Origin of the sequence: Methylorubrum salsuginis, from assembly GCF_900114375.1 — a bacterium.
Classification (GTDB): domain Bacteria; phylum Pseudomonadota; class Alphaproteobacteria; order Rhizobiales; family Beijerinckiaceae; genus Methylobacterium; species Methylobacterium salsuginis.
This window is the reverse complement of record NZ_FOSV01000002.1, coordinates 222523-238995: the sequence shown is the minus strand read 5'-3', so window position 1 is coordinate 238995 and position 16473 is coordinate 222523. Positions and strand designations below refer to the sequence as shown.

The 16473-nt window shown below is 68.7% G+C and carries 15 protein-coding genes; 9 read left to right on the top strand and 6 right to left on the bottom strand.

Annotated features, from left to right (window positions below; all coding sequences use genetic code 11):
• Positions 1-132: 132 nt before the first annotated feature.
• Together BM140_RS03840 and BM140_RS03835 are read left to right on the top strand one after the other, a co-directional pair.
• The gene (locus BM140_RS03840; protein ID WP_091942148.1) at positions 133-1140 is read left to right on the top strand and encodes a 2-dehydropantoate 2-reductase; all 1008 of its coding nucleotides are present in this window, start codon (positions 133-135) and stop codon (positions 1138-1140) included.
• 4 nt (positions 1141-1144) lie between these two features.
• Entirely contained in the window at positions 1145-2725 is a 1581-nt protein-coding gene (locus BM140_RS03835) for an acyl--CoA ligase (protein WP_091942146.1), read from the top strand.
• A 333-nt stretch (positions 2726-3058) separates the two neighbouring features.
• Here the strand turns inward: BM140_RS03835 and ctrA are convergent, their stop codons facing one another.
• Positions 3059-3760: a response regulator transcription factor CtrA gene (ctrA, locus tag BM140_RS03830; RefSeq protein WP_012452681.1), complete on the bottom strand. Its 702-nt coding sequence runs from the start codon at positions 3758-3760 to the stop codon at positions 3059-3061.
• A 451-nt stretch (positions 3761-4211) separates the two neighbouring features.
• Between ctrA and fliI the strand changes: the two genes are divergently transcribed.
• From fliI to BM140_RS25720, 4 genes are all read left to right on the top strand, one after another.
• Positions 4212-5567 carry a flagellar protein export ATPase FliI gene (gene fliI / locus BM140_RS03825; RefSeq protein ID WP_091942144.1) on the top strand — a complete coding sequence of 452 codons (1356 nt, stop codon included), beginning with the start codon at positions 4212-4214 and terminating at the stop codon, positions 5565-5567.
• Between the two features lie 90 nt (positions 5568-5657).
• A complete protein-coding gene (gene fliJ / locus BM140_RS03820) occupies positions 5658-6062 on the top strand; it encodes a flagellar export protein FliJ (protein ID WP_056242087.1) in 405 nt (134 codons plus the stop codon).
• Positions 6063-6312: 250 nt separating this feature from the next.
• Positions 6313-7368, top strand: a complete 1056-nt coding sequence (locus BM140_RS03815) for a lysylphosphatidylglycerol synthase domain-containing protein (protein WP_091942142.1) — start codon at positions 6313-6315, stop codon at positions 7366-7368.
• Between the two features lie 298 nt (positions 7369-7666).
• Positions 7667-7807 (top strand): hypothetical protein, encoded by a 141-nt coding sequence (locus tag BM140_RS25720; RefSeq protein WP_165616385.1) that lies wholly within the window; start codon positions 7667-7669, stop codon positions 7805-7807.
• A gap of 38 nt (positions 7808-7845) precedes the next feature.
• Here BM140_RS25720 and flhA read toward each other — a convergent pair whose 3' ends face one another.
• Positions 7846-9978, bottom strand: coding sequence for a flagellar biosynthesis protein FlhA (flhA, locus tag BM140_RS03810; RefSeq protein ID WP_091942140.1), 2133 nt, complete (start codon positions 9976-9978; stop codon positions 7846-7848).
• A 156-nt stretch (positions 9979-10134) separates the two neighbouring features.
• On the opposite strand from flhA, the gene BM140_RS03805 reads away from it, so the two are divergent.
• Positions 10135-10818 (top strand): hypothetical protein, encoded by a 684-nt coding sequence (locus tag BM140_RS03805; RefSeq protein WP_091942138.1) that lies wholly within the window; start codon positions 10135-10137, stop codon positions 10816-10818.
• A 66-nt stretch (positions 10819-10884) separates the two neighbouring features.
• Here BM140_RS03805 and BM140_RS03800 read toward each other — a convergent pair whose 3' ends face one another.
• The 3 genes from BM140_RS03800 to BM140_RS03790 form a co-directional block, all read right to left on the bottom strand.
• Positions 10885-12129 (bottom strand): KpsE/RkpR family capsule polysaccharide export protein, encoded by a 1245-nt coding sequence (locus BM140_RS03800; protein ID WP_091942136.1) that lies wholly within the window; start codon positions 12127-12129, stop codon positions 10885-10887.
• Positions 12130-12218: 89 nt separating this feature from the next.
• Positions 12219-12875, bottom strand: coding sequence for an ABC transporter ATP-binding protein (locus tag BM140_RS03795; RefSeq protein WP_091942134.1), 657 nt, complete (start codon positions 12873-12875; stop codon positions 12219-12221).
• Positions 12876-12995: 120 nt separating this feature from the next.
• Positions 12996-13658: a hypothetical protein gene (locus tag BM140_RS03790; RefSeq protein WP_091942132.1), complete on the bottom strand. Its 663-nt coding sequence runs from the start codon at positions 13656-13658 to the stop codon at positions 12996-12998.
• 191 nt (positions 13659-13849) lie between these two features.
• On the opposite strand from BM140_RS03790, the gene xth reads away from it, so the two are divergent.
• Together xth and BM140_RS03780 are read left to right on the top strand one after the other, a co-directional pair.
• On the top strand, positions 13850-14644 hold the full coding sequence (xth, locus tag BM140_RS03785; RefSeq protein ID WP_091942130.1) for an exodeoxyribonuclease III: 795 nt from the start codon (positions 13850-13852) through the stop codon (positions 14642-14644).
• A gap of 108 nt (positions 14645-14752) precedes the next feature.
• Complete coding sequence (locus BM140_RS03780) at positions 14753-15739, top strand: hypothetical protein (RefSeq protein WP_091942128.1); 987 nt, start codon at positions 14753-14755, stop codon at positions 15737-15739.
• A gap of 127 nt (positions 15740-15866) precedes the next feature.
• Here BM140_RS03780 and BM140_RS03775 read toward each other — a convergent pair whose 3' ends face one another.
• On the bottom strand, positions 15867-16208 hold the full coding sequence (locus tag BM140_RS03775; protein WP_091942688.1) for a DUF1491 family protein: 342 nt from the start codon (positions 16206-16208) through the stop codon (positions 15867-15869).
• Positions 16209-16473 lie beyond the last annotated feature (265 nt).

Below are 16473 nucleotides of genomic sequence, written 5' to 3'. Positions count from 1 at the left end.
GGCACTGCGGGACGGCCAAGGCACTTGTAGAGGCGGACGGCCCGCGGAGCGACGAACCCGCGGGCCGTCCTGAACGACCATCACGCGGACGAGCCCGAGAGGGGCTTTTCCCGCGAAACACGGATGAGAGACATGAGCATCGCGATCGTCGGCGCCGGCGCCATCGGCGGCTATCTCGGGGTCAGGCTGGCGGAGGCCGGCGAGGACGTGACCTTCATCGCCCGCTCCAACGCGGACGCGATCCGCGAGAACGGCATGCGCCTGATCGAGGAGGACGGCACCGAGATCCACTCGAAGTCCGTGAAGGCGACCCGCTCGATGCAGGAGGCGGGCGTCCACGACATCGTGCTGCTCACCGTCAAGGCGCATCAGGTCGGCCCCATCGCGGCCGACATCAAGCACCTGATCGGCCCCGACACCGTCGTGGTGACGATGCAGAACGGCATTCCGTGGTGGTACTTCCTGGGCGGGCACGGCGGCGAGCACGCCGGCACCCGTCTGGAGAGCGCCGATCCGGGCGGCCTCATCGCCGATAACCTCGATCCGAAGCACGTCATCGGCTCGGTGGTGTATCCGGCGACCGTACTGACCGATCCCGGTACCGTGAAGGTGATCGAGGGCAACCGCTTCGGCCTCGGCGAACTCGACGGCTCGAAGTCCGAGCGCGTGCTGGCTTTGTCGCAGCGTCTCGCCAAGGCGGGCTTTCGCGCGCCGGTCACCAGCGACATCCGCGCCGAGATCTGGCTCAAGCTGTGGGGCAATCTCAGCTTCAACCCGATCTCCGCGCTGACCCACGCGACGCTCGAGGACATCTGCCGCTTCCCCGACACCCGGGCGATCGCCGCCGAGATGATGCGCGAGGCCGAGACCATCGCGAATCGGCTCGGCGTCACCTTCCGGCTCGGCATCGAGAAGCGCATCGCGGGCGCCGAGAAGGTCGGCCCGCACAAGACCTCGATGCTGCAGGATGTCGAGGCCGGTCGTCCGATCGAGCTGGAAGCGCTGGTGGGTTCGGTGATCGAACTCGGCCGCCTCACCCAGACGCCGACGCCGCACATCGACACCGTCTTCGCCCTGATGCGCCTGCTCGCCCAGAGCCTGGAGCGCGCCAACGGGCGCCTCGCGATCCAGGAAGCGTGACCCGATGCGTATGCCCGACGATTCCGCCTCTTCCCCCCTCGACGCCAAGGAGACCCCCGTGGCCGCCACGACCCTCTACGACCTGATCCGGGCCGGTGACGACGCGGCCACCGCCCTGTCGAGCCCCGGCGGCGTGCCGCTGACCTTCCAGGCGCTCCGCGCGCTCACCGACCGCACGGTCGCCGAACTCAACGCCCGCGGCATCGGCCGCGGCGACCGGGTCGCGATCGTGCTGCCGAACGGGCCGGAGATGGCCGCCGCCTTCATCGCGGTCGCCGCGGGCACCACCTCGGCCCCGCTCAATCCGAGCTACAAGGCCGACGAGTTCGAGTTCTACCTCACCGATCTCAACGCCAAGCTGCTGATCGCCGCCGACGGCTCGGCGACGCCCGCTGCGGCGGTGGCCGAAAAGCTCGGCCTGCCGGTCGCCCGCCTGAAGCCGACCCCCGAAGAGGGCGCGGGAAGCTTCACGCTGGCCTTCGCCGACGAGGCCGCCGAGCCCACGGCCAAGGGCGGCCCGGCGGCTTCGGAAGACATCGCGCTGGTGCTGCACACCTCCGGCACCACCTCGCGGCCCAAGATCGTGCCGCTGACGCAGACCAATGTCTGCGCCTCGGCCCGCAACATCCGCACCGCGCTGCAATTCACGGCGGAGGATCGCGGCCTCAACATCATGCCGCTGTTCCACATCCACGGCCTGATCGCCGGCATCCTGGCCCCGCTCTCGGCGGGCGGTCAGGTCTCCTGCACGCCGGGCTTCAACGCGCTGAAGTTCTTCGCCTGGATGGATGAGGTGCGCCCCACTTGGTACACCGGTGTGCCGACGATGCATCAGGCGATCCTGGGCCGCGCCGGGCGCAATGCCGAGATCATCGCCCGCAACCCGCTGCGCTTCATCCGCTCCTCGTCCTCCTCCCTGCCGCCGCAGGTGATGAAGGAGTTGGAGGAGACGTTCTCGGCCCCCGTCATCGAGGCCTACGGCATGACCGAGGCCGCTCACCAGATGGCCTCGAACCCGCTGCCGCCCAAGCCGCATTACGCCGGCTCGGTCGGCCTCGCGGCGGGCCCGGAGATCGCCATCGTCGATCTCGCCGGCGAGCCGGTGCCGGCAGGCGAGACCGGCGAGATCGTCATTCGCGGCGACAACGTGATGAAGGGCTACGAGAACAACGACAAAGCCAACGCCGAGGCCTTCACCCGGCAGGGCTGGTTCCGCACCGGCGACCAAGGCACGCTCTCGCCCGAGGGCTATCTCTCGATCACCGGACGCCTCAAGGAGATCATCAACCGCGGCGGCGAGAAGATCTCGCCGCGCGAGGTCGACGAAATCCTGATGGACCATCCGGCGGTGTCGCAATGCGTCACCTTCGCGATGCCGCACGACAAGCTCGGCGAGGACGTCGCCGCCGCGATCGTGCTGCGCGAAGGCGTCCACGCCGCCGAGAAGGACATCAAGGGCTTCGCCTCGGAGCGGCTCGCCGCCTTCAAGGTCCCGGCCAAGATCCTGATCCTCGACGAGATCCCCAAGGGCGCGACCGGCAAGCTCCAGCGCATCGGCCTGGCGCAGAAGCTCGGTCTGGCGTAGTTTTTCGTCGTCTTTTGTGATGCCCCGCGGCCACACCGGCCGCGGGGCTTCTTCTTGCTTCGCTCAACGCTCGTCATTCCGGGGCGCCGCAGGCACCCCCGGAATCCACGACTGGCCGCGACGGTCCGACTTCGGCCGGGTATCCCGCATCACGGGTGGATTCCGGGTTCCGCTGCGCGGCCCCGGAATGACGGGGCGGTTCGAAAGAGCGAGCTGCCCCCCATCGCTTCTGGCGTGCAGTGCCGCTGGGCGAGCGACCTCATTCCCCAGTCCCCGCCGGAAACAAAAAACCCCGCCGGAGCGGGGTTTTTGTCGTCGTCCGTCCGTTCGGCGTCAGACCGCCATGCGGTCCTCGCCCTCGACCGGCTCGCGCAGCACGTAGCCGCGACCCCACACCGTCTCGATGTAGTTCTTGCCTTCGGAGGCGTTGGCGAGCTTCTTGCGCAGCTTGCAGATGAACACGTCGATGATCTTCAGTTCCGGCTCGTCCATGCCGCCGTAGAGATGGTTGAGGAACATCTCCTTGGTGAGCGTCGTGCCCTTCCGGAGCGAGAGGAGTTCCAGCATCTGGTACTCCTTGCCGGTGAGGTGGACGCGCGAGCCCGAGACCTCGACGGTCTTCTGATCGAGGTTCACGATCAGGTCGCCGGTGGTGATGACCGACTGGGCGTGGCCCTTCGACCGGCGCACGATGGCGTGGATGCGGGCCACCAGTTCGTCCTTGTGGAACGGCTTGGTGAGGTAGTCGTCGGCGCCGAAGCCGAGGCCCTTCACCTTGTCCTCGATGCCGGCCATGCCCGACAGGATCAGGATCGGCGTCTTCACCTTCGCGACGCGAAGGGAGCGCAGTACCTCGTAGCCCGACATGTCGGGCAGATTGAGGTCGAGAAGGATGATGTCGTAATCGTACAGCTTGCCGAGATCGACGCCCTCCTCGCCGAGGTCGGTCGTGTACGTGTTGAAGTTCTCGGATTTGAGCATCAACTCGATGCTCTGCGCCGTGGCGCTGTCGTCCTCGATCAGAAGTACGCGCATCGTCGGTCCCCACCCCGGCCAGGCCGTATCAGGGCGCTTGAGACAAGCCGCCGCCGGGCGCCTACCGACGGCCTCGGCAGACGCTCCCTCATTCCCACTTCAGAAACGCTATTCCTTAACCGTTAACAAAAGCCGAATCCCGCTTGCAAGGTTCATCTCATTCGAGTCCGCAGGCGATTCTCATTAGGGTTGGCAATCCGTTCTCAAGGAACCGTCGCCCGGGCCGTGCTGCGCCTGTGCCGATGAGGGTAAGCCTCTCATTTCCTTACGGTTGCGGGATTTGTTGCAGATGGGAGACAGGGTGCGATCCTTACCGCTCAAGCTTTCGCGGGCCTTACCATGACGAGACGGATTGCAGCGGTCCGTGCCGAAACGGCCACCGGGGTGTTAAGACATCGGCCCGATCGATGGCGCGAGGAAGGGACGGGCCGATGACGCAGAGGCGGCCGGCATGACGGGCGGGCCGGGAACCGGAACCGGCGGGTTCGCGGCGGCGCTCGCCGCGCTCTCCACCGTCGAGACCCTGGAGGTGTTCGGGCGGGTGACCGCGATCCGCGGACTCCTCGTCGAGGTCGCCGGGCCCGTCGCCGCCATGCGGCTCGGCGGGCGGCTCGACGTGGTGGTCGAAGCGAGCGGGGCCGGCACGGTCCCCTGCGAGGTGATCGGCTTTTCCGGCGACCGGGCCCTCGCCATGCCATTCGGCTCGCTGGAAGGCGTCCGCCGTGGCTGCCCGGTGCTGGTGCGCGACGAGGCGGCGGGCGCCGTGCGGCCGTCTCAAGGCTGGCTCGGGCGCACGGTCGATGCGTTGGGCCGCCCCATCGACGGGCTCGGCCCCCTCCCCCAGGGACCGGCGATCTACCCGCTCCGGGCCGACCCGCCGCCTGCCCACGGGCGCCGCCGCGTCGGGCCGCCGCTCGATCTGGGCGTGCGCTGCATCAACACCTTCCTCACCATGTGCCGCGGCCAGCGCATGGGCATCTTCGCCGGCTCCGGGGTCGGCAAGTCGGTGCTGCTCTCCATGCTGGCCCGCTACACCGCCGCCGACGTCGCCGTGATCGGCCTCGTCGGCGAGCGCGGCCGCGAGGTGCAGGAATTCCTGCAGGACGATCTCGGGGCCGCCGGTCTCGCGCGCTCGGTCGTCGTGGTGGCGACCTCCGACGAGCCGGTGCTGATGCGCCGCAACGCCGCCTACGTGACGCTGGCGGTCGCCGAGTATTTTCGCGACCAGGGCGCGCAGGTGCTGTGCATGATCGATTCGATCACCCGCTTCGCCATGGCCCAGCGCGACATCGGGCTGGCCGGCGGCGAGCCGCCGACCGCCAAGGGCTACACCCCCACCGTCTTCTCCGAATTGCCGCGCCTGCTGGAGCGCGCCGGCCCCGGCACCGGCGAGGGAGCGATCTCGGGCCTCTTCACCGTGCTGGTCGAGGGCGACGACCACAACGAGCCGGTGGCGGATGCCGTGCGCGGCATCCTCGACGGCCACATCGTGATGGAGCGGCGCATCGCCGAGCAGGGACGCTACCCGGCGATCAACGTGCTGCGCTCGGTCTCGCGCACCATGCCGCGCTCCTGCGACCCGGCCCATCTGCCGACGGTGCGTCGCGCCAGAAAGGTGCTGGCGACCTATGCCGACATGGAAGAGCTGATCCGGCTCGGCGCCTACCGGGCGGGTTCGTCCCCGGAGGTCGACGAAGCGGTCGCGCTCATGCCGGATCTGACGGCTTTTCTGGGGCAGGGTAAGGAAGAAGCAACCTCCATCGGCGAGGGTTACGAACGGCTGGCCGCCATCGTGGGCGGCGGGTGAGGCGTCATCGCGTCGGGGGCGGGTCTGTCGAAGGCCCGGCGAACGCGTCCGGCCCTTTCGCCAGCGTAGCGTAGGAGTGGATGGCCCGACATGAAATCGCGTGACACGCTGATCCGGCTGCGGCGGTTCCAGGTGGACGAGAAGCGCCGCCGGGTGGCGCAGATCGAGATGATGATGGCCGACTTCAACCGGATGGCGTCCGAGTTGGAGCGCGAGGTCGCCCAGGAAGAGGCCCGCGCCGGCATCTCCGATCCGGCCCACTTCGCCTACCCGACCTATGCCCGCGCCGCGACCACGCGCCGGGACAACATGCGCCAGTCGGCGGCCGCCCTGGAGGGCCAGCTCGCCGAGGCCAAGGCCGAACTCGGCGAGGCGTTCGAGGAACTCAAGAAGGTCGAGATCCTGGAGGACCGCGAGCGCTCCGCCGAGCGCGCCGCGGAAGCCGCCCGCGAGCAGGCCGAGATGGACGCGATCGGCCTGCGCGCCCGGGCCTGATTTTTTCGGATTTTCAGGACCGCTCATTCGGATCGTCGAGCCGCATCAGTGGCTCGGCGATTTTTGCGTTGCGCCCGGATAACCGCAATTACCCGCGAGTTCATGGCCGAACCGACGCCTCCGTCGGCATGAAACCGTCACGATCGGCGGGCAAGAGCCCGCCGCATCGACCCGGTCGCCCCGGTCCCGCTTGCGATGCGTGCGGCCCTGGCGCAGGAGGGACCGGTTTCGAGGGAGGCGGCCGGTATCCATGAAGAAGATCAGTGAAATCTTTTGGGGCTTGGTCGGCCTCGCGGCGGTGGCGGCCTCCTGCTACCTGCTCTGGGGCAAGCTGAAGGATCAGTCCTGGGCGAGCATCGAAGCCGCCTTCCTGGCGATTCCGCCGCATCACGTCCTCTTCGCCGCCCTCTCGACGCTGGTCGCCTACGCCGCACTCGCTTGGTACGACCGGATCGCGCTGATGCATCTGGGCGTGCGCGGCATCTCGTGGCGGTTCGTGTCGCTGTGCTCGTTCACCACCTACGCGCTCTCGCACAATATCGGTGCCTCGGTCTTCTCCGGCGCCCTGGTGCGCTACCGGGCCTACACCGCGAAGGGACTCTCGGCGGCGCAGGTCGCGGTGCTGGTGGCGCTCTGCTCCTTCACCTTCGGCCTCGGTACGATCCTGCTCGGCGGCTTCGTGCTGGTCTACGATCCGGGCCTGCTGGCCCGCCTCGACAGCCTGCTGCCCGCGGCGCTGACCAACCCGCACACCGCCCGCCTCGTCGGCTTCGCGCTGCTCGCGTTCGTCGCCCTCTACGTGCTCGGCTCGGTGCTGCGCTTCCGCCCGCTGACAATCCGCTCGTTCAAGATCGAGTATCCCCGGCCGCAGATCATGGTGCGCCAGCTCATCGCGGCGCCGCTGGAGCTGCTGGGCGCGGCCGGCATCATCTACTTCGCGCTCCCCGACGCCCTGAATCCCGGCTTCATCGCCGTGCTCGGCATCTTCCTCGCCTCGTTCTCGGTGGCTTTGGCCTCGCACGCGCCGGGGGGCCTCGGCGTGTTCGAGCTGGTGTTCTTCACCGCCATGCAGCTCCAGACCGATGCCGAGAAAGCGCCGGTGCTCGCGGCCCTGCTGATCTTCCGCCTGTTCTACCTGTTGATCCCCTTCGCCATCGCCATCGTGGTGGTGGTGCTGTTCGAGCGCTCGCGCCTGTCGAAGGCGCTCTCCGACAAGGCCAATCCGAACCCGCCCGAGCCCCCGCTGGTGGCGCCGGGCCTCGACAACCACGTCATCGAGAAGCGCCTGGAAAAGAAGGCGGTCTGAGCCTTCCTTCTCGCCTCGCTCGCCCGGCCTCCGGCGACGTGAGGCCCACTCCCCTCGAGGCCTCGGCGGATGCCGGGGCCCACAGCGGGCTTCGACCGGCGCCGGCCCTCGCGGGTCGGTGCCGTTCGGCCATGCACCGCGAGCGAAGCTGCGGACCGTTTCCCGCAGGATGACGCCGCGTTCGTAAAGGATTAACTGCCGCCATCGTGGATGGCGGGACGAGCGCGCTTGCCCAGCCTTCACGAACGGTTAAGCTTGCAGTGTGGGCGCAGCTTCCGCGCTCGGATCATCGAACATCATGGCTTCCATCAAGGTGCGGGTTTCCGAGGACGGAACCTGCTCGATCTGCCGTAACGGCACCGTCATCAGCACGGGTCTCACGCGCCATCAGGCCGACCAGCTGGTCGCGGTCCTGCGCGCCATCGAGGGCCACGACTGAAGGCCGCTCCCGGCCTCCCATCGTCCGCTCTTCCTTCTTCACACCGAACCGATCGTCCGCAGCCGTGCCCGCGGATGGATCTCCGCTTGGCTCATCACCGGGGTCTCGCGGCGGAAGCGCTCGATGATCGAGCGCACGAACGGCCGCGCCTGCACCGAGGTGACGAGCACCGGCATCTCGCCCATGCGCGCGGCCTGCTCGAAGCGGTCGCGTACGGTGTTGACGAACTCGCTGAGCCGGGACGGCTGCATCGCGAGGTAGCGCTCCTCGCGCTCGCCGACGATCGATTCGAGGAAGGCCTGCTCCCAGGCGGGCGACAGGGTGATGATCGGCAGCGTGCCGTCCGGACCCTGGTACTGGGCGCAGATCTGGCGCCCGAGCCGGGCGCGGACATGCTCGACGATGTCGCGCGGATTCTTCACGTGGCCCGCCACCTCGGCGATGCCCTCGACGATGGCGCCGAGATCGCGCACCGAGACCCGCTCGGCCAGCAGCAATTGCAGCACCCGCTGGATGCCGGTGGTGGCGATCTGCGAGGGCACCACCTCCTTCAGCAGTTCGGTGTGCTCCTTGGGCAGTTCGCGCAGCAACTTCTGCACCTCGACGTGGTTGAGCAGCTCCGAGACATGCGCCTTGATCACCTCGGTGAGGTGGGTCGAGATGACGGTGGCGGCATCGACCACGGTGTAGCCCTTGAGCTGGGCCTGATCCCGCAGGCTCGCATCGACCCAGGTCGCGGGCAGGCCGAAGGTCGGCTCCATCAGGTGCAGGCCGGGGAGTTGCACCTGCCCGCCCATCGGATCCATCGCCATGAACTGGCCGGGGAACACCTGGCCCGTGCCGGCCTCGATCTCCTTGACCCGCACCGTGTAGGTGTTGGCCTCTAGGCTCACGTTGTCGAGGATGCGCACCGACGGCATGACGATGCCGAGTTCCGCCGCGAGCTGGCGGCGCAGCGCCTTGATCTGGTCGGTGAGCCGGTCCTGGCCCTCGCCGTTGACGAGGGCGAGAAGCGCGTAGCCCATCTCGAGCTTGAGGTCGTCGAGCTTCAGGAGATCGGTGACGGTCTCCTCCGCGGGCGCGGCGCCGGGGGCAGCGGGCGTGCCGTCGGCATTGGTGACGACGGGGGGCGCCTCGGCTTGCGTCTTGGCGATGCGCCACGCCGCATAGCCGGCCGCCGCACCGAGGCCGAGGAAGGGCAGCATCGGCATGCCGGGGAGCAGCGCGATCAACCCCATCACGCCCGCCGACATGCCGAGCGCCTTGGGGTAGTTGGCCATCTGCTTGCCGAGCGCCTTGTCGGCCGAGCCCTTCACGCCCGCTTTCGAGACGAGGATGCCGGCCGCGGTCGAGACGATCAGCGCCGGCACCTGAGAGGCGAGGCCGTCGCCGATGGTCAGCAGCGTGTAGGTCTTGGCAGCCTCCGCGAAGCCCAAGCCCTGCTGGGCGACGCCGATGATGATGCCGCCCACGACGTTGATGCCGGTGATGAGCAGCGCCGCCACCGCGTCGCCGCGCACGAATTTCGAGGCGCCGTCCATGGCGCCGAAGAACGAGGATTCCTCTTCGAGCGCGGAACGGCGGGCCTTCGCCACCTTCTCGTCGATGAGGCCGGCCGAGAGGTCGGCGTCGATGGCCATCTGCTTGCCGGGCATCGCGTCGAGGGTGAAGCGGGCGGCCACTTCCGCGATACGGCCCGACCCCTTCGTGATGACGACGAAGTTCACGATGATCAGGATCGCGAAGACGATGATCCCGATGACGAAGTTGCCGCCCATCACGAAGTGGCCGAAGGCCTCGATGACGTGGCCGGCCGCCGCCGTACCCTCGTGGCCGTGACCGAGGATGAGGCGGGTCGAGGCGAGGTTGAGGGCGAGCCGCAGCAGGGTCGCGACGAGCAGCAGCGTCGGGAAGACCGTGAATTCGAGCGGGTTGTCGATGAACAGACCCGTCATCATGATCAGCACCGACATGATGATCGAGACCGCGAGGAGCAGGTCGAGCAATACCGCGGGCAGCGGAAAGATCAGCACCGTGAGGATGCCCATCACCGCGGTGGCGAAGAACAGGTCGGTGCGCTTCGTCAGCGCCTGGAGGCTGGCGCGGCTCGGCACGAAGGCCGCGAGGGCGCCCAATCCTCCCGCCGGGGCGGCGCCCGCCGTCTCGCTCATGTCGCCGAAACTCCCGCACGGGCCGGCAGGCCCACCCGGCAGGATTTGCCGGGTTCAGGGTTAGCGACCGGTTAACGCCGGCGCCGCGACAGGAACCAAGCCGAACGAAGCGGGCTTGGTGAAGCAGTTCGTCGAAAGCCTCAGAGGACCACCGCCATGGCAGGCCGCGCCGTGACCGCGCTGTTCGACAGCCACGAGGACGCCGCCCGGGTCGTCGACCGCATCGAGGCCGAGGGCGTGCCGCATGCCGAGATCGGCATTCTCTCCCTCAAGGAGGGCGGGCCGCTGCCCCCCACCACCGCCGAACCCGGCCCGGCACGGGCCGGCGAGGCCGAGGCCGCCGACGGCGCGGGGGCGGGCGCCACCGTCGGCACCGTGCTCGGCGGGGGAGCGGGCCTGCTTGCGGGGCTCGGCCTGATCGCGCTCCCCGGCCTCGGGCCGCTCGTGGCCGCGGGCTGGCTGGTCACGGCCCTGTCGGGGGCGGGCGTCGGCGCGGCCGCGGGCGGACTCATCGGAGCGCTGACCGGCGCGGGCCTCAGCGGCACCGACGCCGAGACCTACGCCGAGGGCGTGCGCCGGGGCGGCACCCTGGTGACGGTGCGGGCCGACGGCGATCTCGCCGAGCGGGTCGTCGCGCTGATGCGCCGCGGCGGCGCGGTCGATCTCGACGAGCGGGCGGAAGGCTGGCGAGCTCAAGGCTGGAGCGGAAGCCCAGCCGCACCGGTCGCGACCGCCACGCCCGCGCCCGACCCGGAACCGACGCTCGCCCCCGATCCGGCCAGTCCGGCCGATCCCACCGCCGCGTCGCCGACCCGGCGCCCGCCCGGCGCGATCGGCTGACCGCAAGCCGCCCTCCCCGCGCAGATCGCGACGGACGGCCCGGACTCGCATGCCGGGCGGACGACCTCAGCTGAAGACGTATTTGCGGATCACCACCGAGAGTCCGAACAGCGCCATTGCGGCCAGGGCGCAGATGCTGGACCACAGGGCCCGCTTGGGCTCTGTCGAGGAAACCGGCACGATCGGCTCGACCACGGGCGTGAAGAACTCGATTTGCCGAGCCGCCAGGATACGGGCGGCCTCGTTGGCGGCCAGCACCTTGCTGTAATAATCCTCCGCATCCTTGCGCTGGTTGTCGTAGGCTTCGAACTGGCTGAGCAGGTCCGCCAGCACCTTCTTCTGGTTCGGATCGGTGGTCGCCATCTGGCGCTCGATCTTTTCGATGTTCTCGTCGAGGTCGCGGATCTGTGTCTTGATGTCCCGGATCGGGCGCGTGTCCGGCCCGAGGTCGCGCAGGCCCAGGGTGAGCTGCACCGCCAGATCGATGCGTTGCTTGCGCAGCTCCGAGATCATCGTCAGGTTGGTGGTGTTCGTCGCCGCCGCATCGAGGACGCCGCCGGCATTGCGCAGTTCTCGCACCGCCATGCGGGTCTTGATCATGCGCTGCTCGGCGTGCGCCAGTTCGCGGTTGGTTTCGCCGACCGCTGCGTTCCGAGCCCGAATGCTCAGTTCGTTCATCTTCCGCTCGCTCTCGGCGAGCAACGCCTGGGCGAGCTTGTAGGACTCTTCCGGATCGAAGGCCGAGACGGTGAGCGTGACGATGCCCGAATGGGTGTCGATCGAGGTGGCGACGCGTTTGCTCCAGTAGCGCATGAAGCGCTCGATCGGAGCGTCCTGCGGCCCCCGGGAGAACATGTCGATGCTGTCCCGGGTGAACATCTCCCGCACCGGCAGCTGCTTTTCCAGAGTCTCGACCATCTGCCGACTGTCGATGTAGTTCGCCGTGATGATCGTATCCTGGATGATCATCTGCTTGGGCAGACTCGAATCCTCGCCGGTTTTTTCGGACTGGACCTTGTCGACGTTGCCCAGCGCCGGCCGCAGGGCGAATCGGGCCTCGGTCACGTAGCGGTCCGAGGCGACGAGGTAGAGGTAGCCGACCATCGTGAGGGTCGGCAGCACGAACACCAGCAGGAACAGCAGCGGGATCACGGGATCGCGCTTGACGTGGGTCCGGTAGGCGCGGATCCCCTGCTTGCGGTCCGATTGGCGGGCGATGCGGGCGAAGCGCTTGAGCGACTCGGTGACCGCCTTCGACCGTTCCCCGGTGGTCAGGTTCGCACCGGACGGATTGGTGATTTCGGTGCTCATTCGCCCTCGGTTGCGCCCTCGATTGCGTTGGCGATGGATCGACGCCACAGACGGTTTCGCGCGGGCACGCGGCGAAACCGTGTCCGCCGTCAGCCGTTCAGGCGGCGATAGGCCAGAATCGCGTCGTCGACCTTGTCGTAGATGATCGCTTGACCATTCACGAGGATGATGGCCTGACTGCAATACTGCCGGATCTGCTCCATCGAGTGCGAGATCAAAATGATGTTCGCGGTCTGGCGCCGCATGTCGAACAGCTCCTTGCAGCGCCGTTGCAGGCGCGCGTCACCGACCGCGAGCGTCTCGTCGATGAGGTAGGTGTCGAACGGGATCGCCATGCTCACGCCGAAGGCCAGACGCGAGCCCATGCCTGACGAGTAGGTATGAACCGGCATGTTGAGGTAGCTGCCCAGTTCGGCGAAGTCCTCGACGAATTCCAGCACCTTGCGCGGATCCTCGCCGTGGATGCGCGAGACGAAGATGACGTTGTCGCGGCCCGTCATCTTCGAGTTGAAGCCGCCCGAGAAGCCGATCGGCCAGGACACCCGTAATCCACTACGGGTGATGCGACCGCGACTCGGCTCCTCGACGCCCGCGAGCAGGCGCAGGGTCGTCGACTTGCCTGCGCCGTTGATCCCCATGACGCCGTAGTTGATGTCCGGCCTCAGGGTAAAATTCACCCGGTCGAGGATGACGCGTCGCTTGCCGTAGACGGAATAGAATTTCGAGACGTTATCGAAGCGGATCACGGTTGTCAGACCCCGCCGGTCGCAAACACGGCTCGCCCGCGCCCGAACGGGCGGGAGACGGGACGCCGCGGCGGAGAAGCCCGAAGAAAGCGGCGAATCTGAGGATGCCGGGATCGCCCGTCATCTTCGCCCAAATAGGGCCGCGGCGGCGAGCAGGCGGTACAGAACCAGGGCGTTGAGGGCGTGCCAGAGGAAGTGCGTCCCGAGCGGCAAGGCGGCGCAGACCCGCGCATCCAGCGTGCGGAAGGCAAGCGAGGCGAGGAAGACGCCTCCCGTCGCGAGGATCGAGCGGCCGGCCCAGGGGACGCGCCTCCGCAGCGCGAGGCCGACGCCGAGCAGCGCCAGCAATGCGGGCCCGTAATCGGCCGAGCCGTTGGTGAGCGCCGCGACGTCCCGGCCGGTCAACGCGTCCAGCGCCGGCGACAGCCCGAAGCCGAGGCCGGCGAAGGCGAGCGTCCCGAGCACCGCGCCCCGGACCGGGAGGCCGAAGAAGCGGGCGAGTGCGAGTCCGAAATAGCCGTGGATGAACAGCGCGATCGGGATCACGTCGGCGAGCATCGACCAGCGGTTGGCCAGCGTGTGGAACAGGAACGAGCCGATCCCGACCACGCCCACCACGCCGGAGAGCGCCAGCACCGGCCGGTCGCCCCGCGCCGTGAGCGCCGCGGCCAACGCGGCGACCAGGAAGGCGGCGTTGGTCACGGCATTCACCGGCTCGGACCAGAACGCCGCGTCGGTCCGCTCGCAATAGGCCCGTACCGGCTCGAACCAGGAGGGATTCATTTCTTTCGTCGAGCCTCCAACGTCGGCGCCCGCGGGTTCAGGCTTCTCGCCCCGCGCAGCCGCCGCACGATCCGAGAGGTCGTCCGTGTCTGCCGGTGCCGGCGATCGCCTTCCTCACCGATCGCCTTGCCAGCGGACCGCGAAGGCCCGATGACGACGGCTCCCGGCCCCGCCGATCGAGCCTTCGCCCCATGCGGATCACCACCTGGAACGTCAACTCGATCAAGCAGCGGGTCGGACACCTGCTCGGCTTCCTCGACGAAGCGCGGCCCGACGTGGTGTGCCTGCAGGAGCTGAAATGCCAGGACGCCGCCTTGCCCCGCGCCGAGATCGAGGCGGCGGGCTATGCCGTCGAGACGCTGGGGCAGAAGGCCTATAACGGCGTCGCCCTGCTGGTGCGCCAGCCGCTGACCTACACCCAACTCCTGCGCGGCCTGCCGGGCGACGAGCAGGACGAGCAGGCCCGCTACATCGAGGCCCTCGTGCACGGGGACGGTGTCGCACCGGTGCGGGTCGCCTCGATCTACCTGCCGAACGGCAACCCGGCGCCGGGACCGAAATACGATTACAAGCTCGCCTTCATCGAGCGCCTGCGCCGCCATGCCCGCGCCCTCATGGCGACCGAGGACGCCCTGGTGCTGGCCGGCGACTACAACGTGATCCCCGAGCCCATGGACGCCGCCGATCCGGCCGCCTGGACCCAGGACGCCCTGTTCCTGCCCGAGACCCGAAAGGCCTTCCGGGCGCTGCTGGCGGAGGGCTTCACAGAGGCGCTGCGCGCCTGCGACCCGAGCCCCGGGCTCTACACCTTCTGGGACTATCAGGCCGGCTGCTGGCCGCGGAACCAAGGCATCCGCATCGATCACCTGCTGCTCTCGCCCCAGGCCGCCGACCGCCTCGTCTCGGCCTCGGTCCAGCGCCACCTGCGCGGCCTCGAAAAGCCCTCCGACCACGTGCCGGTCACGGTGGAGCTGAGCGACGGCTGAGGCCGACGCTCCCCGCTACGGGACAGGCGGACGGCACAGCCCTTAAAGGTCGATTCACGCAGAACCGCTCTACTCGGATCCAGTAGCGTTCCGCGTCAACGAAGTGCCATGCCCGCATCGGTCTCCGCCGTGCCGGACCTGTCCGGTCTCATCGAGCTGTCGCGCGATCCCGCGCTCGACCTCAAGCCCGTGATCCTGCGGGTGCAGACCGACATGTTCGTCGCCGCGCCCAACCGTGACCGGGCGATGATCCACGCCTTCGAATCGCTCGCGGCGGGCCTGATCCCGACGGTGGACGAGGCGACTGCGGGAATCGTCGCGGACAAGCTCGGCGGCTGCCCCGACCTGCCCGAGGCGGTGCGCGCCGCGCTTCGAGCCCGCGGCCTCGACGTCGCCCCGCCGCGCCCGGCCCCGGATCAGGCGGAGGCCGACCGGCAACTCGCCGAGAATCCGGGCGTTCTGATCGGATTGCGGGCGCTGGAGCGGCTGCTCGCCCGCGCCCGGCGCGACGCGGACCTCGCCCGCATCCTCCTCGCCCGCCCCGATATCCCCGCCGCCGACCTCGCTCCGCTCTGGCTGCATGCTGACACGGAGGCGCGCCGCGCGATCGGCGAGGCGGTGGAAGCCACCGCGGCCCTGCGCCCCTGCCCCGCCGCACCCCGCGCCCTCGCCTCGGCCCTGGTCGAGCGCTCCCACGCCCGCGACGTGCCGGGCTTCCTCGCGACGTTGGGCGAGGGGCTCGGCCTGCCGCAGGACTATCTGAGCGCCGCCCCCGATCCGGCCTCCCGCTACGACTTGCTGACGCTGGCGCTCCGCGCCGCGGATCTGCGCGAGGGCGAGGCGGTGTTCGTGTTCCTCACCCTCAACGACGCCGTGGCGCGCTCGGTCGATCGCGTCTTTTCCCTCGTGACGCTGTTTCGCGAGACCAGCCGGGCCGGCGCCCGCGACCTGCTGGTGGCGATCCTCGGCGCCCCCGTGCTGGAACGGGCCGGCACGACGGAGCACAGACCCTTCCACGGCCCGGAAACCGCCAAGCCCCGCGCCGCCGCTGCCTTGCGCCCCGCCCTCCCCTCGCGCCTGCGCCGCACGAACTGAGCCCCGATACCCATCGGCGATGATTCTAACGCATCGCCGATGGCCCCCGCAACGGCGGGGCGGCGTGCGTCCGCCTAACGCACCGAACAGGACCATCGGTCCGGTTCCGGGCCGCTCGGTATAAGCCTCACTCGGCGAGCGGGAGCGCGTGGCGGTCCTGCGCGTCGTCGATCTCGACGATCCAGAGATCGGAATCGAAGCGCATTTCACGCGTCAGCCGCTCCTCGACCTCGTAGGACGGCAAGGCCGCCATCAGCCGGCTGAAGCGACGCTCGCCGCTGTCCTCGGCGTCGAAGAGAGCTTGCGGGGCCGGGCCGAACAGGTCGGCGCTGCCGTCGAGCCGGTCCACTTTCACGAAGATCGCCCCCGCCTCCGCCGAACCCCGCCGCCGCAGCACCGCCGGGACGCCCGCGTCGTTCAGGCGGCGCAGATGGGCCGAGACCCAGAAATCGGAGCGCAGGCGCGTCATGGCGCCGTGATAGGCCCCTGGCCTCGCCGCGTCGATGGCGGCGTGCGCCGCGCCCCGGGTGGACGCCATCCTCCGTCGATCGCCACCGCATGAAGGTTTTATGACGCTATTTTTCCGACATTTCCGGGATTATTATCGAAATAAAGTATGTATACTTATTATGACGTCGATTTTCTTAGTTTTTGTTCTCCGAAACCTTTCTCGCTCATTATCCGAATGCTATCGGCGCGCCGGATGAAGCGCGGCCGTTACGGGAATACTCCGT